Raw genomic sequence first — 21202 nt, 5'->3', positions numbered from 1 at the left:
GCCGGGGTTCCGTTGTCCGGGACCAGAAGCGCCCGGCCCGAGGACGGGTTGCGGGGCGTCCCCTCCGGCCCCACCCACGAAGCGACGGCGAACCGGCCCCGACCGCCATGTAGGTTTTCTGGCATGAGCAGGCCAGATGCCCCCGCCCGTACGCGCAAACTCCCCGCATCCCCGGTAAAGAAGCCCAGTTGGGATGCCTGGACCGCCGGGAAGTCGGCGGGGCTGGTGCTGCTGATGATTCCGGTGCTGCTGGTGGCCGGCTTTGTCGCGCAGGTTCTTGAGGCGCTGTACTACGCGGCGCTGTGCATCTATTACGTGGTGACCGGCCCGTACTGGATCACCCGGACCATCTGGCGGGCCACCCGTCCGGTGCGCACCCCGCTGGGTGTGTCCTGATCGGGCCGGCCATTGTCGCGGTGCTCCTGGTGGGCCTTGGCCTGCTGGTGACCGAGCTCGACAGCTGAATCCCCTCAGGGCCCCGCTCAGCGCACCAGCGGCGGATCGTCCGGGTCGGGGATCTGCGTCGACCAGCCACCCGGCACGCTGCGGGCCTGACGGTCGCGGAAGCGTACGGGGGCAATGCCGACCCGGCGGGTGAACAGCCGGCTGAAGTAGGCGGGGTCGTCGTAGCCGACGCGGCGGGCGACGGCGGCGACCGGGAGTTCGGTGGCGACCAGGAGTTCCTTGGCTCGGCCGAGGCGGATGCCGAGGAGGTAGTCCTTGGGGCTGCAGCCGGCGGCGCGGCGTACGGCGGTGCGGAGTTCGGCGGGGGTCATGCCGTGCCGGGCGGCGTGTTCGGCGACCGAGAGGGGACGGAAGGCGTCGCGGGCCAGGGCCTGGAGGACGGGGTCGCCGTCGCCGTCCGTATCGGCGCGGGCACGGCGCAGGGCGACGAGGAGTTCGTGGACGGCGGCGGAGGTCTCCACCTCCAGCAGGGGGTTGCCGTGCCGGGCGGCGCGGGCGATCTTGCCGACGGCGGCGCGGGCCGGGGCGGTGTCGGCGAGCGGTACGACGGGGCGCTGGGGTTCGATGTAGCCGAGTTCGGTGTAGGTGGCGGTGGCGGAACCGGTGAAGTCGACGAAGCTCTCGTCCCAGCCGGTGTCGGGGTCGGCGGCGTAGTGGTGCGGCACGCCCGGGATGATCCAGAGCAGGGCGGGCGCGGTGACGGTCCGGCGACGTCCGTCGGGGGTGGTGAACCAGCCGCGGCCTGCGCTGATGACGATGGCAACGTGGTGGTCGAGGGTGCGCGGGCCGACCGTGGGCAGTGCCCCGTGCTGGAGTCCGACGCCCAGGCACACCAGTCCCAGCCGGTGGTGGACCGGGCGCGGGGTGAAGTAGCGCATCCAGGTGTGGTACATGCCCGGACCTCCCGTCGCTCCGTACGGAATCCGTACCGCTCCGTCCAAACAACGCCGATCTTTGTCCATGGACCGCCGCGCCGCCAGAGGGTGAGGGTGATCGGTGGCCGGGACGACGTCGGGGCAGGGCGGGGTGACGTGGGGCAGTTCGAGGTGGGCGAGCGGGACTTCGTGCGGGACGGGCGGCCGGTGCGGCTGCTGTCCGGCGCGCTGCACTACTTCCGGGTGCACGAAGCGCAGTGGGGCCACCGGCTGGCGATGCTGCGGGCGATGGGCCTGAACTGCGTGGAGACCTATGTGCCGTGGAATCTGCACGAGCCGCGGCCGGGCGAGTTCCGGGATCCGGAGGCGCTGGGGCGGTTTCTGGACGCGGCGCATGCGGCGGGGCTGTGGGCGATCGTCCGCCCGGGGCCGTACATCTGCGCGGAGTGGGAGAACGGCGGGCTTCCGGAGTGGCTCACAGGGCCGCTGGGACGGCGGGTGCGGACGCGGGACGCGGCGTATCTGGCGGCCGTGGACGCCTGGTTCGGGCGGCTGCTGCCGCAGGTCGTGGCGCGGCAGTGCACGGCGGCGGGGCCCGGCGGCCCGGGCGGCGGCCCGGTGATCATGGTGCAGGCGGAGAACGAGTACGGGTCGTACGGCAGCGACGCCCGGTATCTCGCGCGGATCGTGGCGCGGCTGCGGCAGCTGGGCGTGCGGGTGCCCCTGTTCACCTCGGACGGGCCGGAGGATCACATGCTGACCGGCGGCTCGGTTGCGGGAGTGCTCGCCACGGTGAACTTCGGGTCGGGGGCCCGGGAGGCGTTCGCGGCGCTGCGCCGTCATCAGGCGGCCGGGCCGCTGATGTGTATGGAGTTCTGGTGCGGCTGGTTCGGGCACTGGGGGCGGCGGGCGGAGCCGCGTACACCAAAGGACGCCGCGGCGGCGCTGCGGGAGATCCTGGAGTGCGGGGGTTCGGTCAATGTGTACATGGCGCACGGTGGGACGAGTTTTGGCGGCTGGGCGGGGGCGAACCGGGCGGGCGAGCTGCACGACGGGGCGCTGCTGCCCACGGTGACGTCGTACGACTACGAGGCTCCGGTCGATGAACGGGGGCGCCCGACGGAGAAGTTCTGGCGGTTCCGTGAGGTGCTGGCGGAGTACGCGGACGGTCCGCTGCCGGAGCTTCCGGAGGCGCCGCGGGCGCTGTCCGCCCCGGTGCCCGCGGTGATCGGGGAGTGGGTGCCGGCCGGGGAGATGATGGACGCGCTGGGCGGTACGGAAGTCGAGGGCGGCGGCCCGGTGACGTTCGAGGAGCTGGGGGTGGACCGGGGTGTGGTCCGCTACCGGGTGGACGTGCCGGGGCCGCGCGGTCCGTATCCCCTGCGGGTGCGGGGGCTGCGGGACCGGGCGACCGTGTATGTGGACGGGGCGCGGGTGGCGGTGCTGGAGGGCGAGGACGCGCTGGTCGGGGAGGTGGCGGGGCCGGCGTCGGTGGAGCTGTGGGTGGAGTCGCTGGGGCGGGTCAACTACGGGCCGCGGCTGGGCGAGTCCAAGGGGATCACCGGGGGGCTGCTGCATGAGCGGCAGTATCTGCACGGGGTACGGGCGCGGGGGCTGCGGCTGGATGCGGTGGCGGGGGCGGACGTTGCCTTCCGGGCGGTGGGGGCGGAGGGGGCGGCGGGCCTTTACCGTGGCCGCCTCACCCTGGACGGGCCGCCCGGTGATGCCGATCTCGCGCTTCCCGGATGGGGACGCGGCTTCGCCTGGATCAACGGGTTCTGTCTGGGCCGCTACTGGGACGTGGGGCCGCAGCGCACGCTGTTCGTACCGGGCCCGGTGCTGCGCGAGGGTGACAACGAGGTGCTGCTGTGGGAGCTGGAGGGCGCCCCGCCCCTGGTGGGGGCAGGGGCGGGGGCGCCCGGTCTGTATCCCCCCGCTGCCGGTCAGAGTTCGCGCACCTCGAAGGCGTCCAGGACGAATTCCGCCGTGCCGTCGTCCCCGGTCTTGCGCAGTCCCACCCATGCGTCGCCGTCGGCGGGTGCGGTGAACTCGTAGGTGTGGGTGGCTGGTTGGATGGCGACGGGCAGCGGGGTGCGGGTCAGCCGGCGGGTTTGGGGCTCGTCGACGGCGGTGATCCAGGCGTACTGGTCCGCCTTCTCGTTCTCGTAGCGGAAGGTGATCCGGTAGCGGCGGCCGGCGGTGAAGCGGACGGTGTGCGGGACGGTGCGGTAGACCAGGCCGGTGTTCTCGCCGCGTGACTTGAGCGATTCGGTGCCGTCGATGACGTCGTCGATGGCCTTGCCGTTCCAGCCGCGCTGGGTGAACGGGGCGTGCCGCTGGGCGATATGGGTGCGGGGGTCGATGATGCCGCCCGCGTCGCCCTTGACGAAGGGGCCCCAGCCCTGGGGGACGTGCTCGAAGTCCTCGTAGGCCAGGGTGCCCTTCTTGGCGGTGGGGGTGGCGGGGACGACGCGTACGCCGTCGAACCGGACGCGCGCCGTGCCCGCCGCGGCGGTCAGGGCGAGGGTGACCGGGCCGCCGCCTTCGGGAACGGTGAAGTAGGTGAACAGGCGCTGGAAGCGGGTGCCGGACTTGCGGTCGGCGGCGACGTGGTTGGCGGCGGTGGAGGTGTCGGTCCAGTTGGCGGCGGTGACGCCGTCGGCAGTACGGATCTCCAGGGCGGCCCGGCGCCGCTCCCCCGCCGTGGCGCCGACCTCGAGCTGTACGGAGGCGGCGTAGCTGCCGGGGGCGAGCCGGGTGAGTTTCTGGGCGACGGTGGCGGCGGCGCCCGCGGCGATGACCAGCTCGTGGTCGCCGCGTTCGCTGAGCCGTACCGAGGCCGGGCCGGTGGCCTGCCAGGCGTCCAGGGTTCCGGAGTGGAAGCCGGGGTCGGTCAGGGGGGTGCCTTCGCCCCAGTGGGGGTCGGTCCGGGCGGGGGCCTTGCTCCGGTAGACGACGTACGCCACGCCGGGCTGCGCGGTGAGGGTGATCCGGCCGCCGCTGACGGGGACGCGGGTCTCCTGGGTGCGGCCCTGGTCGGTGAGCCGGTAGGCGTGCACGGTGGCGGCGGACGACCAGCCGCGGGGCAGGGTCCAACTGGTCTGCCCGCCACGGGGGTTGTAGTGGTAGAGCTTGTCGGGGTCGGTGGCCCGGCGGGGTTCCCAGGGCAGCAGATAGGCGCCGTCGTCGTAGACGGAGCGGCCGTCGGTGGTGATCTTGCGGGTGCCGCCGGCGTCGCCGACCGAGGTCCGGGTGGGGCCCTCGAAGGTGATCTCGTGGGCGTCCCAGGTCTTGATCGGATAGGCCTGGAGGTACTTGGCGGGCAGCGCGTCGGTCCAGATGAGGGTGTGGAACGCGTGCCAGTCGGTCTTGCCGACCCAGCCCTCGAAGTTGCCCATCCGGGCGTTGCCCAGCAGCGTGGGCCACTTGTCGGCGAAGACGTCCTTGTGGTGGTTGCGCAGGAAGCGGATCAGCTGGGAGTTGATACCGCGGGAGGTGTCGGGTCCGTAGTCGGTCTCGTTCGCCCAGTGCGACCACAAGGACGAGCGTTCCAGGCCGTGGCTCCATTCGGTGGCGATCTGCCAGCCCTGGTCGCGCAGATGGCGCTGGAGGCGGTCGGAGTTCCAGCCGGATTCGCGGAAGACGTCGAGGTAGAGGGTGTTCAGGGCGGGGTCGGTCTCCTTGCGCAGCTGCGCGAAGCGGCGGGCGATGTCGCCGGAGACCAGGTCGCGCCGGGGGTCGATGCGGTAGGACCGGTCGAGCCAGTCCCACTGCTCGTCGTCCTTGTTGACGAGGGTGTCGGAGAAGGCGTGGGCGACGGGGTAGGACTCGGTGGCGTTGACATGCACCGCGAAGTCGCTGTTCCAGTTCTTGCCGGCGCGGAGCAGGGCGTTGAGGTCGGCGAGGCCGCCGGCCCGCTTGTTGTAGTTGCCGCCGTAGTCGGGGTGGGCGGAGTCGTGGCCTTCGGACTGATAGCCCTTGAGGAGGGTGAACTGCCGTAGTCCGTCGGTGGCCAGGGCGATCCGCTTGATGTGGTCGAGGGTGGCAAGGAACGGGTTGGTGGCCTGGCTGGCGAAGTTGAAGGGGATGTGCGGGACGACCCGCAGATGCTGTGCGTCGGCGCCCAGCGGCATGACCATGATGTCGCGGAGCGCGATGGCGGCGTCCTGCCAGTCGGCGGTGCCGTCGCCGTTGCGGTCGCGGGTGACGATGACGGTGGCGCAGGGCAGCGGGTCGGTGGCCTCGAGCGGCTGCCCGGCGGCCCGGTGGGTCCACTGGCCGGGCGCCAGCTGCGCCTTGACGAAGCCGTCGCCCTGGACGGCCTGCCGCCACAGTCGGCCGTTTTCCCAGGTGGTGGCGCCGGCGGGGGTGTCGTAGACGGTGTTGGTCTCGATGCCGGCGGCCAGCTCGCCGGTGGCGACGACGGCGTAGGCGCATCCGGTGGGCGAGGCCTCGACGGGTGTGCCGGCGGTGACCTTCACCAGGGTGTCGCCGCTCTTGGCCTTGTCGAGGTCGATACGGGCGGCCAGCAGGGCGGCGCCGGGCTGGTCGCTGCGGACGCTCAGCAGCGCGAGGCCGGGGATCTGGAGGGTGCCGATGCGCAGCGCCGGGGTGTCGGTGATGCCGGTGACCCGCCAGGTGGTCCGCCATCCGTCGACGGCTATCTCGACGGTGATCGTGGTGCCGCCGTCGAAGGTGAGGGTGTAGGCCGCCCGGTCGGCGCGGGCGCGGTGGGTGACCCGGGGGGTGCGGGCGGTGCCGTCGATGAGGACCTGGGTGACGGGGGTTTCCTGGCCGTGCAGGACGTGGCCGGTGGCGCGGTCGGTGTAGGAGACGATGCGGGGGAAGGCGGTGTCGACCCGGACCTCCAGTGCGTCGGAGCGCAGGACGGCCTCGGCGGGGCGGGGCGCGTCGGCGGCGGCCGCGGGGGTGGCGGCGCGGAGCGGGAGAGCGGCGGCGGCCCCGGCGAGCGCGGTCGCGGCGACGACCTTTCTGCGGCTGACCCCTGGCTGTTCGTTCACGCGCGCCGTCCTCCTTCGCACCTGCACTGCCTGTCGCGGGACAGCGTGCGGTGCGCATTGGGCGGGCGCCCATGGACAAAGAGGGGACGAGTGTTGGACAAACGGCCCGCTGCACACACCGAACCGCACCACCAACGGCTCCCGCCCCGGCCAACCCCACCGCGGGGCGCCGCGGGCACCAATGAACAAAGGAGGGAAGAGTGTTGGACTGACGGGCGTCAGGGACCGGGTCGTCGGCCGCGCTCTCCAGGGGCAGTACGGCGATGACCTCCCAGCCGCCCTCCGGTGCCGGGGCCGCGGTGAGCCGGCCGCCCATCGCCTCGGCCCGTTCGCCGAGCCCGGCCAGGCAGAAGCCGCCACCGCCGGCCTGTTCGGGGAGGCGGGCGGGGGCGCCGCCGTCGTTGGCGATGCGCAGTTCGACGCCTTCGGGGGCGGCGCGCAGGGCGATGCATACGGTGGTGGCGCCGGCGGCGGCGTGCTTGCCGGCGTTGGTGAGTGCCTCGCCCTCGCGCAGCAGCTTCACCAGGCGGCGCATCGCGGCGAGCGCCTCGCCGCCGGAGGTCTCGATGCGGGCGAAGGTGGCGCCCGCCCGTTCGCCGTCGAGGGCGGTGAAAACCCGGAGGCACCGCCGTGCAGCGCGGCGTGCACGTACTCGTCCAGGTTGAAGGTGGTGACGATGACGATGCGCGGCCTGTGGTCGTACTCCGGGTGGGCGGCGGCGCGCGCGGAGAGCCGGCGGGTGACCTCCAGGCCGTCGAGCCCGGGCATCCGGATGTCCAGCAGCAGCACGTCGGGCCGCAGCCGCGCCGCGGCGGAGGGACGGACGGGGCGGCCCACCTGACGGACCGGCTGACGGACCGCCGGCACGGCGCAGGGCCCGGGGAGTGCGCCCCGGGCCCTGCGCAGGTGCGTGCGGTCAGCCGCCGAGCTTGTCGGCGCCCGCCTTGATGTCCTTGGCGAAGGTGCTCACCTCGCTGTAGACACCGGGCTTGCCGGGCCGTGCGCAGCCCTCGCCCCAGGAGACGATGCCGACCTGGAGCCATTCCCCGGCCTCGTCCTTACGGAACATCGGGCCACCGGAGTCGCCCTGGCAGGTGTCGACGCCGCCGGTGTCCAGCTTGCCGGCGCAGATCTCGTCGCCGGGCGTGAGCTGGTCGCCGTAGGCCTTCTGGCAGGCGGCGTCGTCGACGAACGGGACGGTCGCCTTGAGGAGGTAGCGCTGCTGGTCGCCGCCTTCCTTGTCGGCGCCCCAGCCGGCGATCTCGAAGTCGCCGTTGTTGAGCTTGTCGTCCTCGGCGATCTTCAGGGTGGGCAGGTCTATCGCCTTGTCGAGCTTGATCAGCGCCCAGTCCTTGCCCTTGCCGTTGTAGCCGGGGGCCTGCAGGACCTCGGTGGACTTGGCCGTGATGGCCTTCGAGTCCTCCAGGTCGACCACGCCGGCGGTGGCGGTGATGGAGGTGTTCGGGCCGCTGCCGTCGACGCAGTGCGCGGCGGTGAGCACGATGTTCTTGGTGTAGAGCGCGCCGCCGCAGCCCATCGAGAGCCGGACCATGAAGGGGAATTCGCCCTGGTCGGCCTTGGTGCCGCCGACGACCTTGGTGTGGCTGTCGCTGGGCTTCGGCGTGGGGGCGGCGGAGGCGGAGCCGAGCTGGAGGCTGAAGGCGGCGAGCGCGACGGCGCCGACGGCGGTACTTCTGGTGAGGAGCTTCCGGTAGCTGCGCAACGGGCTTCCTTTCGTGGGGGGTTGCACGTCGCTGACGAGCCCATGCCAACACCGGAGCCGGACGTGGCCGCCCAAGGAAGTACGTGGGAGCAGGCAGCACGCCACAAGGCGTCCGGACCCAGTGGGGATGAGTCCGTAAAGCGCCCTGTGATTATGTGGAGAGACCGATCAGAGGACAAGAGTGTGCATCCGGCCAACTTCGGCCAACTCCCGTACCACTCGTGCCTCGTACGGCCCATACCGGACGAACCCTGACGCCCGTAAGGTGGCCGGGTGGCAACGGGCGGCAGTGAGATCGAGCACGGGTTCCCGCATCTCGACACGGTGCGGTCGGCCGTGACGGCGCTGTTCAGGCGCCTTTCGTACGACACGGTCAGCACCTTCGACACCAGCGTGCTGCCGGTCGATGCCGCCTTCGACGACGCGGAGGACATCCACCTCGGGGCGCAGCGGGTGGGCCGCGCCATGGTGCGCCGGCTCCACCTCCCCGACGCCCGTGTCGTCGTCTCCTTCCGCGAGATGGAACACGCCGCGAATGTCGAACTCACCGCGGGCCCCGAGTACTTCATCGAGCTCAACGAGCGTTTCCGGACCCATCGCAAGGACATCGGCGCCGCCCTCGCCCACGAGGTGACGCATGTCGCTCTGCACCGCCTCGGCCTCGACTTCCCCGGCACCCGCGACAACGAGATCCTCACCGACACCGCCGCCACGTACCTCGGCGTCGGCTGGCTGCTGCTGGACGCCTACCGCGAGCACGGCCCGTTCTCCCAGAAGCTCGGCTATCTGACGCCGGAGGAGTTCGGCTATGTCCTCGCCAAGCGGGCGGAGTTCTTCGGCGAGGACCCCGCCCCGTGGTTCACCAGCCCCCAGGCGTACGACGCGTACACCGCAGGCGCGGCACAGGCCCGCCAGGAAGCCCGCCGCCCGCCCCTGGCCGCCGCCGGCCGGCTCGCCCGCCTCCGCTACGCCAGGGACCGCCGCCTGGCCCGGTCCGCCGGCCGCCCCGGCCCCGAGGCGCCCGACGGCTACGCCTTCGAGGGTGCGCCGCTGCGGGTGTCGTTCCCCTGCCCGTCCTGCTGTCAACGCATCCGGGTGCCGGTCCGGGGGCGGCTCCGGGCGCGGTGCGGGTTGTGCAAGACGCTGCTGGACTGCGATACGTAAAGGAACGCTCCGACACAGAGAACGCTCCAGCACGCGGGCCGGTCTATACCCAGCCCTCCAGACCCGCCATGAACCCCTCGAAGTCGTCGCGGTGGATGGTGTGGCCGGCCCCCGGGACTGTACGGACCTCGAAGCCTCGGCTGCGCAGTTCCTTCGCGGCCTCCTCGGTGAAGAGGAAGCCCTCCCCCGCGATCTGCACGAGGGAGGGGACGACCGGCCGTACGGGGGTCCGGTCGATCAGGTGGTCGCCGGAGAGGGCGAGGGCGGTGCCGGTGTCCCAGGCGGCGACGGTGGCCAGTTCGAGGTCGATGTCGGCGTCGTCCCAGCGGGGGTTGAAGCTGCGGACCATCTCGCGGTCGGCGTCCTTGAACGCCAGGAAAACGGCCGGATCCACCACTTGACCGGTGCCGCCGAGGGACCAGGCCGGATCGCTGTAGACCGCGCGCTGCGGCCGCAGCCGCTCCACTGCGAGGGAGAGCGCCACGCCGCCCAGCGAGTGCCCGAGGGCCAGTTCCGCGCCGGCCGGGAGGGTGTCCACCAGGTCCTCGGCGAACAGCTCCGCGCGGTAGTCGCCGCGCGGGCTGCGGCCGTGGCCGCGCAGATCGACGCCGATGACGCGGTAGCCCCGGTCCGCGAGGGCCGGGCCGAGCCGGTGCCAGGTGCGGTGGTCCGACATCATTCCGTGCACCAGCACCGCGGTCCGGCCGCCGGCGCCCCACTCGTGCGTGTGCAGCTTCATACGGCCCGACGTTACACGTGTAAGGGAATTCCTTGTCCGTCCCAGGCCCGCCGCGCGGTGCAGGAACCCCTGTGCGAGGATGCCCGGCAGCATGACTGACGCAGCCGGGCCCCGGGCTCTCCCCACTCCACCGACCAGTGCGGCCGTTGCCCGCCGGGCCGGGGTGTCGCGTGCCACGGTCTCCTACGTCCTGAACGGACAGGCCGCCGGGCGCGTCGGCGCCCGCACCCAGGCCAGGGTCCGGGCCGCCGCCGAGGAGCTGGGATACGTCCCGCACGCGGCCGCCCGCAGCCTCCGCGCCGGCCGGGGCAGCATCGTCCTGCTGGCCGCCCCGGCCGACGCGGTCCCCGCCTTCGGTCCGCTCTTCACCACCTTCCTGTCCGGCTTTCAGAACGCGCTGCACGACCTCGGCTACACCGGCGTCCTGCACGGCGCACCCGCCGCCTCCCCCATGGCGGCCGCCCGCGCCTGGGCCGAACTCCGCCCCGCCGCCGTACTGACCCTGCACGGCCCGCCCCTGGACGCCGCCGCCGTCGCCCTCCTCCACCGCGCCGGCACCGCCGCCGTCCTCACCCACGGCCCGCCCGTCACGCCCGGTGCCCACACCCTCCTCCTGGACCAGCGTGAGGCGGGCCGGAAGGCCGGCGCCCATCTGCTCGCCCGCGGCCGCCGCCGCATCGGCGTGGTCCGCCCCGCCGAGCCCGGCCTCTCCCCCTTCGCCGAGCCCCGGCTGGCGGGCGTACGCGCCGCCGCCGAGGCCTGCCCCGACGCCGCGGTACGCCCCCTCGACCTGGCCCTCACCGAACAGTCCGCGGACCAACTCGCCGCCATCTGGCCCGACTTGGGACTGGACGCGGTGTTCGCGTACAACGACGAGTACGCGATGCTCCTGATGCGCGCCCTCCAGGACGCGGGGCACACCGTCGGGGCCGACGGTCCGGGGGCCGTCGCGGTGGTCGGCGCCGACGATCTGCTGCTGGGGCGGCTGCTGCGGCCGCCCCTGACCACCGTCCGGGCGGAGATCATCCCGCCGGCGCGGATCGCCGAGCTGGTCGACGGTCTGATCCGCGAACCGGGGGCGGCGCCTGCCACGCACCGGCTGGGGAGCTTTCATGTCGAGGTGCGCGCGTCGGGGTGAGGGGCACGGTGACGGCGGGCCCCCACCGCCCGGCGCTCTCGTTCACAGCCAGTCCCCCTCCGGCGCGGCCGCGCCCAGAACCGCCCGCGCATCGCCGCGGATCGGTCCCCCGTGCGGGACGCACACCGTGTCCACGTCCTCGAGGGCGGCGAGCCGGCGGAAGGACGCGAGGGCCGTCTCCCGGTCGACGTTGAACGGGCCCAGCACCGCCTGCCGGCCGTCCGGGGCGGCGCCGATGATGTCGCCGGGGAAGAGGAGGCGGCTCTCGGGGAGGTGGAGGGCGATGCCGCCGGGCGTGTGGCCGGGGACGTGGAGGACATGGACCGGTCCGGGCCAGTCGGGGAGGGTGTCGCCGTCGTGGAGTTCGGTGTCCACGCGGACCGGGGGCGCGGGCGGGATCCGGGCGGCGGCGAACTCCGCCATGTTGCCTTCGTACAGGGGGCGTTCGGCCGGCGTGAGGACGGGCGGGGGCTCGGGGGCGGTGCCGCGGATGTACGGGGCGTCCAGGGCGCCGGCCAGGACCCGGGCGCCGGTGGCGGCCACCAGGTCGGCCGCCGAGCCGGCGTGGTCCAGGTGGCAGTGGGTGAGGACGATCTGCCGCAGATCGCGCGGGCGGCCGCCGAGCCGGGCGAGGGCGTCGAGGACGGCGGGGGCGGATCCGGGCATGCCGGTGTCGACCAGGGCGTAGCCGTCGTCGGGGAGGGCGACGACGTACACATGCCCTACGGGGAACGGGAGTTGCCAGATGTGCGGGGCGATCTCGTGAAGTGGGTCCATGGTGGGGACGCTAGCGACCGGACCGCCGCGCTCCGCCCTGTTTGCGCTGCGGGCGGATTGAGCGACTGGGGGCACCTCCCACGCCCTTTAGGCGTGGGGGAGAACGTAGGGGCGGCGGGAACCCGGCCCTGGCCTGCCACGTCACATACGTGACCCGAGGAGGCATGTGATGCGAGGAACGCTCACCCCACACCGTACGCTCGCCGCCGTGCTCGCGATGGCGGCGGCCGGAACCGTCGCGCTGACCGGCTGCGGCAAGGACACCCAGCGGGTGGCGGCCGAGCCGCCGAAGAAGAAGGACGTATTCGAGCTGCGGGCGGACGGCATCGTCCGGGCGTGGCCGAAGCATCTCTCGCCGATGAAGGGGCCCAAGGAGGCGGTGCTGCCGCTGGTCTCCGCACAACGGCCCAGGAGCACCGGGGCACGGGAGATCACGGTGACCGTCGGGCACAGCGCCTGCGACGCGGACTTCGGCACGCGGAAGTACGAGTCGAAGGACCTCGTGGTGGTCTCCGGCTGGGGCAGGAAGAAGAGCGCCAAGGGGATGTGCACCGAGCAGCTGGCCACCGACAAGGTGACGGTGAAGCTGGCGGACGCGCTGGGCAGTCGCAAGGTGGTGGACGCGGCCACCGGCAAGGAGTTGGCGGCCGGGTGAGCCGGCCGGCGCCGCGGCACCGGGATCCTCCCTGGAGTGCGCTGCACGGCCTAGGCTCGGCCGTATGAGCCCTTCCGTCGCCTCCACGTCCCGTGTCGAGCTGCCCGGACTGCTGGAGTTCGTCCGCCCCCGTCACCGTGCGATCCTGCTCACCCGCCGCTCCGACGGCACCCCGCAGGGTTCCCCGCTGACCTGCGGGGTGGACGACTCCGGGCGGCTGGTGATGTCCACGTACCCGGAGCGGGCCAAGGTCCGTAATGCGCGGCGGGTGTCGTCGGTCAGTGTCATTGTGCTGAGCGACGAGTGGAACGGGCCGTGGGTGCAGATCGACGGTGAGGCCGAGGTGATCGATGCGCCGGAATCGGTCGAGCCGCTGGTGGAGTACTACCGCAATATTGCCGGTGAGCATCCGGACTGGGACGAGTACCGGGCGGCGATGCGCCAGCAGGGCAAGTCGCTGATCCGGGTCACGCCGTTGCGGTGGGGGCCGATTGCCAAGGGCGGCTTCCCGGCCCGGCTGGTCGAGGGGGACGCGTAGCCGGGGACGCCCGGACCGCCCGACGGCGGGTCACTGCCGGTCGTCCCAGCGCTTCCTGAGATCGGTGTAGTCGTGGCCGGGAAAGATCTCGGGGAATGTGTCGAGCATGCGGTGAGCGTTCTCGCGGAAATGCTCGACGGGGCCGTTCGTGAAGGAAACGTCGGCGAACAGATACTGCCACCCTCTGGCTCCCTTGGTGGTCAGCACGGTCTCGAGGTACTGGCGGTAGGTGAGGTCGAGCCGGACGAAGCCGTACGGATAGGGGTCGCCGCCCGTCATGACCAGGTCGTGGTGCCAGATTTCCAGGGGCGACGAGCCGGGCGCCATCAAGGTACGTCACCGACCCGGTGCCCGACCGGTAGGAGTGGTCGATATACCGGAGCCCGCGGACGAAATCTTGCTGGATGCGGTTCGGCAGGCCGGAGGTGTCCTGGGGTTCCTGGACCAGCACTTCGTACGGCTGCGGAAGACGGTACTCACCGAAGAACTCCGGCAGCGGCCGCCTGGTCTCCCAGTAGACCGCCGTCTCGTCGAATCGCAGGCTTTCGGCGACGATGTCGCCGTCCAGCGTCACCTCTTCCCACGCGTCGTCGAAATCGCCCAGCGGGAGCAGGTCCGCGAACGACTCACTGATCTCGCCGCGGCACTCGTCGACGATCTCGATCGACGCCTTGCCGGCCAGTTCGTCGAGCGAGGCGAGATGGCGCCTCTCGATACGGTTCACTTCCGGTTCCCCCTCCGCCTGCGCGGCGTCCCCTCGTTGGCCGTGGGCGACAGGCCGCGCGCCGCGGCCGCCGACGGGATGCCGGCATTCCATGAAGGCCCGTCAGGAGAGGGCAGAAGGTCAGGGACGGGGCGCGGGCAGCGTCAGGGAAGGGGACAGGGCCTCGTCGGGCAGGGCGAGGTGGTCACGGAAGGCCGTGCGGCCGGCGTCGGTGACGGTGAGGATGCGGGTGGCGGGGGCCTTGACGATCCATGCGTGGTCCACGGCGTGCCGGTAGAGGGCGGCGCCGACCGCGCCGGAGAGGTGCTGGCGGCGTACCGTCCAGTCCAGGCAGGTACGGACATGCGCCCGGTGGGCGACCGAGGGGCCGGTGTCGGGGATGCCGAGGGCGGTCAGCCAGCGGGCGCCGGGGGCGGTCAGGACCAGTCCGTAGTCCCTTGCCAGCAGGCCCCGTTCGGTCATGGCGTCGACGATCGCCACCCCCAGTGCGCCCGCGATGTGGTCGTAGCAGGTCCGGGCGTGGTGCAGGGCCCTGCGGTGGTTGGCCTCGGCGAGGGAGCGGACCGGGACCTGGCGGTAGGGGGCGAGGCCGGCGAGATTCTCCAGGGTTTCCGCGGTGTCCGGTCCGGCGAGCCGTACGTAGCGCCGCCGGCCCTGCCGGGTTTCAGCCAACAGGCCGCCGGAGACCAGGAGGTTGAGGTGTTCGGTGGTGGTGGAGGGGGCCACCGCCGCGTATTCGGCCAGCTCGCTCGCGGTCCAGGCGCCGCCGTCCAGGAGGGCCATGCAGATGGCGGCGCGGGTGCGGTCCGCGAGCAGTTGCGCCAGGGCCGCCACATCGGGGGTTTCCACGGCGCTTTCGTGGTCGTCATCCCATCGGTTGGTGTGCACAGCGTTCAGAGGGCTCATGTGCCGATGATTTTTGTGCGGCTGATTCATGTGCAGAGAGTAAGCTCTTGTCACACTTCGGTGAGCACCGAATCGTCCGGCTTCTATCCTCGGGAGCATGAACGGCGTGCGGGAGAAGAGCAGTTCCACCGCACCGGCGCTGCTGTCCACGGAGAACGAGGACGGGACGTTTGCGCTGGTCGAGCTGCGGATCCGGTGGGAGCTCGGCCCGGTGGTGTGCGTATCGCTGCCGGCGCGCGGCCGTACCGCGCGCAATCTCGCGGTACGCCCGGACGTGGTCTTCAATCTGCCGCAGGCCGGGAGCGGGACCGAGGAGGGGACGGGCTCCGGGCCGTTTGCCGGGCCGGGTGCGCCGGACGGCCCCTGGACCGAGCCGTCGGAGCTGGTGCGGCCGCCGCGGCTGCTGAACTGCCCGGTGCAGCTGGAGGCACGCCGGGTCGGTGAGCTGACGGTGTACGAGGGTGCCTGGACGCAGATGGAGGCCCAGGTTCTGCGGGTGCACGCGGATCCCCGGTGGGTGCTGCCGCTGGGCGACCACCGTATCGATCTGTCGGCCTGGCGCCCGCCGGTGCACGACTTCCGCCCCTCGGGCACCCCGCCGCCGCATGCCGTACCGGCGCCCGCGCGGGAGATGGCGCAGGAGTGGGGCCGCCGGTTCCCCGGCGGCTGAGGCCTGTGCGCAGACGGCGCGCGGCGCCTGGCCTCCGGTCGGGGGGAGGGGACAGGCGCCGCGCAGTTGTTCCGTACGACGTTGTACGGGACATTCAGGGACGGTCTCTCACACGGTCAGTGCGCGATCCGTCGGCTTGATGGGAGCCGGCAGGGCGCTGGCTCCGGTGAGGAAGCGGTCCACGCCCTTGGCGGCGGAGCGGCCCTCGGCGATGGCCCAGACGATCAGCGACTGGCCGCGGCCCGCGTCACCGGCGACGTACACGCCGGGGACGTTGGTGGCGAAGTCCGCGTCGCGGGCGACATTGCCGCGGGCGTCCAGCTCCAGGCCGAACTGCTCGACCAGGCCGTTGTCCTGGTCGGTGCCGGTGAAGCCCATGGCGAGGGTGACCAGCTGGGCCGGGATCTTCCGCTCGGTGCCGGGCTTCTGCTCCAGCTTACCGTCCTTGAACTCCACCTCGATCAGGTGCAGGTACTGGACGTTGCCGTCCTCGTCGCCCTCGAAGTGGGTGGTGGAGACGGAGTAGACCCGCTCGCCGCCCTCCTCGTGCGCGGAGGTGACCTTGTAGAGCATCGGGAAGGTCGGCCAGGGCTGGCCCTCGCTGCGCTCCTCGCCCGGCCTGGGCATGATCTCCAGCTGGGTGACGGAGGCCGCGCCCTGGCGGTGGGCGGTGCCGACGCAGTCCGCGCCGGTGTCGCCGCCGCCGATGACGACGACGTGCTTGCCCTCGGCGGTGATCGGGGCGACGGTCAGGTCGCCCTCCTGCACCTTGTTGGCGAGCGGCAGGTACTCCATCGCGAAGTGGATGCCCTTGAGATCACGGCCGGGCGCCGGCAGGTCGCGGGAGGTGGTGGCGCCGGCGGCGATGACGACGGCGTCGTAGCGCTTGCGCAGCTTCTTGGCGTCGATGTCGCGGCCGATCTCCACCTCCGTACGGAACTTGGTGCCCTCCGCGCGCATCTGCTCGATGCGGCGGTTGATGTGGCGCTTCTCCATCTTGAACTCGGGGATGCCGTAGCGCAGGAGCCCGCCGATACGGTCCGCGCGCTCGTAGACGGCGACGGTGTGGCCGGCCCGGGTCAGCTGCTGGGCGGCGGCCAGTCCGGCCGGGCCCGAGCCGATGACGGCGACGGTCTTGCCGGAGAGGCGCTCGGGCGGCTGCGGCGTGACATCGCCGTTGTCCCACGCCTTGTCGATGATGGAGACCTCGACGTTCTTGATGGTCACCGGCGGCTGGTTGATGCCCAGCACACAGGCGGCCTCACAGGGCGCGGGGCACAGGCGACCGGTGAACTCCGGGAAGTTGTTGGTCGCGTGCAGCCGCTCGCTGGCCTCGGTCCAGTCCTCGCGGTAGGCGTAGTCGTTCCACTCGGGGATGAGGTTTCCGAGCGGACAGCCGTTGTGGCAGAAGGGGATGCCGCAGTCCATGCAGCGCGACGCCTGCTTGCTGATGATCGGCAGCAGGGAGCCGGGCTGGTAGACCTCGTTCCAGTCCTTGACGCGCTCCTCGACGGGGCGGGTCTTGGCGATCTCGCGCTCGTGGGTCAGGAAGCCCTTGGGGTCAGCCATTGGTCGCCGCCTCCATCATCTTCTCGTGGGTCTCGGACTCGGAGAGTCCGGCTCGCTCGGCGGCGTCCTTGGCGGCGAGCACTGCCTGGTAGGTGGCCGGGACGACCTTGCTGAAGCGCGCGGCGGCCGTGTCCCAGTCGGCGAGGAGCTTGGCGGCGACGGTGGAGCCGGTCTCCTCCTGGTGGCGGCGCACGGCGTCGTGCAGCCACTGCTTGTCGGTGTCGTCCAGCTCGGCGACCGCGTCGGTGAGTTCGCGGTTGACGTTGGCCGGGTCGAGGTCGATGACGTAGGCGATGCCGCCGGACATGCCCGCCGCGAAGTTGCGGCCGGTCTCGCCCAGGACGACGGCACGGCCGCCGGTCATGTACTCGCAGCCGTGGTCGCCGACGCCCTCGGAGACCACCGTGGCACCGGAGTTACGGACGCAGAACCGCTCGCCGACCCGGCCGCGCAGGAACAGTTCGCCGCCGGTGGCGCCGTAGGCGAGGGTGTTGCCCGCGATGGTGGAGTACTCGGCGAGGTGGTCGGCGCCGCGGTCGGGGCGGACGATGACCCGGCCGCCCGAGAGGCCCTTGCCGACGTAGTCGTTGGCGTCGCCCTCCAGGCGCAGCGTGACGCCGCGCGGCAGGAACGCGCCGAAGGACTGGCCGGCCGAGCCGGTGAAGGTGATGTCGATGGTGTCGTCGGGCAGGCCCGCGCCACCGAACTTCTTGGTCACCTCGTGGCCGAGCATGGTGCCGACCGTGCGGTTGATGTTGCGTACGGCGACCTGGGCGCGGACGGGCTGTGCGGCCTCGGCGGTGTCGGCGGCCAGGGCGTCGGCGGCGAGCTTGATCAGCTCGTTGTCGAGCGCCTTCTCCAGACCGTGGTCCTGGACGGTGATCTGGTGGCGGACCGCGCCGTCGGCCAGCTCGGGGACGTGCAGCAGCGGGGCCAGGTCCAGGCCCTGCGCCTTCCAGTGGTCCACGGCCTGGGCGGTGTCCAGCAGCTCGGCGTGGCCGACGGCCTCTTCGAGGGTGCGGAAGCCCAGCTCGGCGAGGAGTTCGCGGACCTCTTCGGCGATGAACTGGAAGAAGTTGACGACGTACTCGGCCTTGCCGCTGAACCGCTCGCGCAGCGTCGGGTTCTGGGTGGCGATGCCGACCGGGCAGGTGTCCAGGTGGCAGACGCGCATCATGACGCAGCCGGAGACGACCAGCGGTGCGGTGGCGAAGCCGTACTCCTCGGCGCCCAGCAGGGCGGCGATGACGACGTCGCGGCCGGTCTTGAGCTGGCCGTCGGTCTGGACGACGATGCGGTCGCGCAGACCGTTGAGCAGCAGCGTCTGCTGGGTCTCGGCGAGGCCGAGCTCCCAGGGGCCGCCCGCGTGCTTGAGCGAGGTGAGCGGGGAGGCGCCGGTGCCGCCGTCGTGGCCGGAGATGAGGACCACGTCGGCGTGTGCCTTGGAGACACCCGCGGCGACGGTGCCGACGCCGACCTCGGAGACCAGCTTCACGTGGATACGTGCGGCCGGGTTGGCGTTCTTGAGGTCGTGGATCAGCTGGGCCAGATCCTCGATGGAGTAGATGTCGTGGTGCGGCGGCGGGGAGATCAGCCCCACGCCCGGCGTGGAGTGCCGGGTCTTGGCGACCCACGGGTAGACCTTGTGGCCGGGCAGCTGGCCGCCCTCGCCGGGCTTGGCGCCCTGGGCCATCTTGATCTGGATGTCGTCGGAGTTGACCAGGTATTCGCTGGTCACACCGAAGCGGCCGGAGGCGACCTGCTTGATGCTGGACCGGCGCGCCGGGTCGTACAGGCGCTCCGGGTCCTCGCCGCCCTCACCGGTGTTGGACTTGCCGCCCAGCTGGTTCATGGCGATGGCGAGGGTCTCGTGCGCCTCCTTGGAGATGGAGCCGTACGACATGGCGCCGGTGGAGAAGCGCTTGACGATCTCGCTCGCCGGCTCGACCTCGTCGATCGGGATCGAGGGCCGGTCGGCCTTGAAGCCGAACAGGCCGCGCAGCGTCATCAGGCGCTCGGACTGCTCGTTCACCCGGTCGGTGTACTGCTTGAAGATGTCGTAGCGGCGCGAGCGGGTGGCGTGCTGGAGCCGGAAGACGGTGTCCGGGTCGAAGAGGTGCGGCTCGCCCTCGCGGCGCCACTGGTACTCGCCGCCGATCTCCAGCGCGCGGTGCGTGGCGGCGATGCCGGAGACCGGGTACGCCTTGACGTGCCGGGCTGCGACCTCCTTGGCGATGACGTCCAGATCCGCGCCGCCGATCTTGGTGGCGGTACCCTGGAAGTACTTCGCGACGAACGCCTCGTCCAGACCGACGGCCTCGAAGACCTGCGCGCCGCGGTAGGAGGCGACGGTCGAGATGCCCATCTTGGACATGACCTTCAGGACGCCCTTGCCGAGCGCCTTGATGAGGTTCTTGATGGCGGTCTCGGGCTCGATGCCCGGCAGGAAGGTGCCGGCGCGGACGAGGTCCTCGACGGACTCCATCGCCAGGTAGGGGTTGACGGCCGCGGCACCGAAGCCGATGAGCAGCGCGACATGGTGCACCTCGCGCACATCGCCGGCCTCGACGAGCAGCCCGACCTGGGTGCGCTCCTTGGTGGCGATGAGGTGGTGGTGGACCGCGGCGGTCAGCAGCAGCGACGGGATCGGGGCGTGCTCGGCGTCGGAGTGACGGTCGGAGAGCACGATCAGCCGGGCGCCGTCGTCGATGGCGGCGTCCGCCTCGGCGCAGATCTCCTCGATCCGCGCGGCCAGCGACTCGCCGCCGCCGGAGACCCGGTAGAGGCCGGAGAGGGTCACGGCCTTCATGCCGGGCATGTCGCCGTCGGCGTTGATGTGGACGAGCTTGGCCAGCTCGTCGTTGTCGATGACCGGGAACGGCAGGGTCACGCTGCGACAGGACGACGCGGTCGGCTCCAGCAGGTTGCCCTGCGGGCCGAGCGAGGAGATCAGCGAGGTGACCAGCTCCTCGCGGATGGCGTCCAGCGGCGGGTTGGTGACCTGCGCGAAGAGCTGGGTGAAGTAGTCGAAGAGCAGCCGGGGGCGCTCGGAGAGCGCGGCGATCGGCGAGTCGGTGCCCATCGAGCCGATGGGCTCGGCGCCGGCCTTGGCCATCGGCGCGAGGATGACGCGCAGCTCTTCCTCGGTGTAGCCGAAGGTCTGCTGGCGGCGGGTGACCGAGGCGTGGGTGTGCACGATGTGCTCGCGCTCGGGCAGGTCCGCCAGGTCGATCAGGCCGGACTCCAGCCACTCCTGGTACGGGTGCTCGGCGGCGAGCTGCGCCTTGATCTCGTCGTCCTCGATGATGCGGCGCTCGGCGGTGTCGACGAGGAACATCTTGCCGGGCTGCAGGCGGCCCTTGCGGACGACCTTGGACGGGTCGATGTCCAGGACGCCGACCTCGGAGGAGAGCACGACCAGGCCGTCGTCGGTGACCCAGTAGCGGCCGGGGCGCAGACCGTTGCGGTCGAGGACCGCGCCGACCTGGGTGCCGTCGGTGAAGGTGACACAGGCCGGGCCGTCCCAGGGCTCCATCATCGTGGAGTGGTACTGGTAGAAGGCGCGCCGGGCCGGGTCCATGGAGGTGGAGTTCTCCCACGCCTCGGGGACCATCATCAGCACGGAGTGCGGCAGCGAGCGGCCGCCGAGGTGGAGCAGCTCCAGGACCTCGTCGAAGGAGGCGGAGTCGGAGGCGTCCGGGGTGCAGACCGGGAAGATCCGCTCGAGGTCCTCGTTGCCGAAGAGCTGCGAGGCGAGCTGCGACTCACGGGCGCGCATCCAGTTGCGGTTGCCCTTGACCGTGTTGATCTCGCCGTTGTGGGCGACGAAGCGGTACGGGTGGGCCAGCGGCCAGCTCGGGAAGGTGTTGGTGGAGAACCGCGAGTGGACCAGCGCGATGGCGGTGGCGAAGCGGCGGTCGGAGAGGTCCGGGAAGAAGGGCTCGAGCTGGCCGGTGGTCAGCATGCCCTTGTAGACGATCGTCCGGGAGGAGAGGGAGGGGAAGTAGACCCCTGCCTCGCGCTCGGCGCGCTTGCGCAGCGCGAACGCCTTGCGGTCCAGCGCCAGGCCGGTGCTCTTACCGTCGGCGACGAACAGCTGGGAGAAGGCCGGCATGGTGGCGCGGGCGCCGTTGCCGAGCAGCTGCGGGGCGACGGGGACGACGCGCCAGCCGAGGACGTTCAGGCCCTCTTCGACGGCCATCGTCTCGATGCGTGAGACGGCGTCGGCCGCCTCGCGG

16 protein-coding genes and 1 pseudogene are annotated in these 21202 nt (G+C 71.9%); 7 read left to right on the top strand and 10 right to left on the bottom strand.

Annotated elements, in window-relative coordinates; all coding sequences use genetic code 11:
- The first annotated feature begins 123 nt into the window (after window positions 1–123).
- Window positions 124–396: a hypothetical protein gene (locus AB0D04_RS38015; RefSeq protein ID WP_362711978.1), complete on the top strand. Its 273-nt coding sequence runs from the start codon at window positions 124–126 to the stop codon at window positions 394–396.
- A gap of 86 nt (window positions 397–482) precedes the next feature.
- Here the strand turns inward: AB0D04_RS38015 and AB0D04_RS38010 are convergent, their stop codons facing one another.
- Entirely contained in the window at window positions 483–1358 is an 876-nt protein-coding gene (locus tag AB0D04_RS38010) for an AraC family transcriptional regulator (RefSeq protein WP_362711977.1), read from the bottom strand.
- A 138-nt stretch (window positions 1359–1496) separates the two neighbouring features.
- Here AB0D04_RS38010 and AB0D04_RS38005 point away from each other — a divergent pair, with 138 nt between their 5' ends.
- Window positions 1497–3395 (top strand): beta-galactosidase, encoded by a 1899-nt coding sequence (locus AB0D04_RS38005; RefSeq protein ID WP_362711976.1) that lies wholly within the window; start codon window positions 1497–1499, stop codon window positions 3393–3395.
- Here the strand turns inward: AB0D04_RS38005 and AB0D04_RS38000 are convergent.
- The 3 genes and pseudogenes from AB0D04_RS38000 to AB0D04_RS37990 all read right to left on the bottom strand — a co-directional run bounded on the left by AB0D04_RS38000 (window position 3284) and on the right by AB0D04_RS37990 (window position 8084).
- The gene (locus AB0D04_RS38000; RefSeq protein ID WP_362711975.1) at window positions 3284–6361 is read right to left on the bottom strand and encodes an endo-alpha-N-acetylgalactosaminidase family protein; all 3078 of its coding nucleotides are present in this window, start codon (window positions 6359–6361) and stop codon (window positions 3284–3286) included. The genes AB0D04_RS38005 and AB0D04_RS38000 overlap by 112 nt on opposite strands.
- Before the next feature lie 612 nt (window positions 6362–6973).
- Window positions 6974–7171, bottom strand: a pseudogene (locus AB0D04_RS37995) (response regulator transcription factor); the annotation flags it as partial.
- A gap of 106 nt (window positions 7172–7277) precedes the next feature.
- Window positions 7278–8084 carry a serine protease gene (locus tag AB0D04_RS37990; protein ID WP_362711974.1) on the bottom strand — a complete coding sequence of 269 codons (807 nt, stop codon included), beginning with the start codon at window positions 8082–8084 and terminating at the stop codon, window positions 7278–7280.
- Between the two features lie 273 nt (window positions 8085–8357).
- Between AB0D04_RS37990 and AB0D04_RS37985 the strand changes: the two genes are divergently transcribed.
- Window positions 8358–9248, top strand: a complete 891-nt coding sequence (locus AB0D04_RS37985) for a hypothetical protein (RefSeq protein ID WP_362711973.1) — start codon at window positions 8358–8360, stop codon at window positions 9246–9248.
- A gap of 43 nt (window positions 9249–9291) precedes the next feature.
- Here the strand turns inward: AB0D04_RS37985 and AB0D04_RS37980 are convergent, their stop codons facing one another.
- On the bottom strand, window positions 9292–9987 hold the full coding sequence (locus AB0D04_RS37980; protein WP_362711972.1) for an alpha/beta hydrolase: 696 nt from the start codon (window positions 9985–9987) through the stop codon (window positions 9292–9294).
- Between the two features lie 91 nt (window positions 9988–10078).
- Here AB0D04_RS37980 and AB0D04_RS37975 point away from each other — a divergent pair, with 91 nt between their 5' ends.
- Entirely contained in the window at window positions 10079–11125 is a 1047-nt protein-coding gene (locus AB0D04_RS37975; protein WP_362711971.1) for a LacI family DNA-binding transcriptional regulator, read from the top strand.
- Window positions 11126–11167: 42 nt separating this feature from the next.
- Here the strand turns inward: AB0D04_RS37975 and AB0D04_RS37970 are convergent, their stop codons facing one another.
- The gene (locus AB0D04_RS37970) at window positions 11168–11902 is read right to left on the bottom strand and encodes an MBL fold metallo-hydrolase (protein ID WP_362711970.1); all 735 of its coding nucleotides are present in this window, start codon (window positions 11900–11902) and stop codon (window positions 11168–11170) included.
- 169 nt (window positions 11903–12071) lie between these two features.
- Here AB0D04_RS37970 and AB0D04_RS37965 point away from each other — a divergent pair, with 169 nt between their 5' ends.
- Together AB0D04_RS37965 and AB0D04_RS37960 are read left to right on the top strand one after the other, a co-directional pair.
- Window positions 12072–12557, top strand: a complete 486-nt coding sequence (locus tag AB0D04_RS37965; protein WP_362711969.1) for a hypothetical protein — start codon at window positions 12072–12074, stop codon at window positions 12555–12557.
- Between the two features lie 64 nt (window positions 12558–12621).
- The gene (locus AB0D04_RS37960; RefSeq protein ID WP_362711968.1) at window positions 12622–13095 is read left to right on the top strand and encodes a PPOX class F420-dependent oxidoreductase; all 474 of its coding nucleotides are present in this window, start codon (window positions 12622–12624) and stop codon (window positions 13093–13095) included.
- A 30-nt stretch (window positions 13096–13125) separates the two neighbouring features.
- Here the strand turns inward: AB0D04_RS37960 and AB0D04_RS37955 are convergent, their stop codons facing one another.
- Complete coding sequence (locus AB0D04_RS37955) at window positions 13126–13422, bottom strand: hypothetical protein (protein WP_362711967.1); 297 nt, start codon at window positions 13420–13422, stop codon at window positions 13126–13128.
- Between the two features lie 517 nt (window positions 13423–13939).
- Window positions 13940–14725, bottom strand: coding sequence for a winged helix-turn-helix domain-containing protein (locus AB0D04_RS37950; protein WP_362711966.1), 786 nt, complete (start codon window positions 14723–14725; stop codon window positions 13940–13942).
- Window positions 14726–14822: 97 nt separating this feature from the next.
- Between AB0D04_RS37950 and AB0D04_RS37945 the strand changes: the two genes are divergently transcribed.
- A complete protein-coding gene (locus AB0D04_RS37945; RefSeq protein WP_362711965.1) occupies window positions 14823–15395 on the top strand; it encodes a hypothetical protein in 573 nt (190 codons plus the stop codon).
- Between the two features lie 108 nt (window positions 15396–15503).
- Here the strand turns inward: AB0D04_RS37945 and AB0D04_RS37940 are convergent, their stop codons facing one another.
- Both AB0D04_RS37940 and gltB read right to left on the bottom strand, forming a co-directional pair.
- Window positions 15504–16964 (bottom strand): glutamate synthase subunit beta, encoded by a 1461-nt coding sequence (locus AB0D04_RS37940; protein ID WP_362711964.1) that lies wholly within the window; start codon window positions 16962–16964, stop codon window positions 15504–15506.
- The coding region (gene gltB, locus AB0D04_RS37935; RefSeq protein ID WP_362711963.1) for a glutamate synthase large subunit at window positions 16957–21202 on the bottom strand (4246 nt) is incomplete at its 5' end. The genes AB0D04_RS37940 and gltB, both read right to left, overlap by 8 nt.

It is taken from the genome of Streptomyces sp. NPDC048483 (genome assembly GCF_040651455.1).
In the GTDB taxonomy this organism is placed as follows: Bacteria; Actinomycetota; Actinomycetes; order Streptomycetales; family Streptomycetaceae; genus Streptomyces.
Note: the sequence above shows the minus strand (reverse complement) of the source record. Positions and strands in the feature narration are given on the sequence as shown.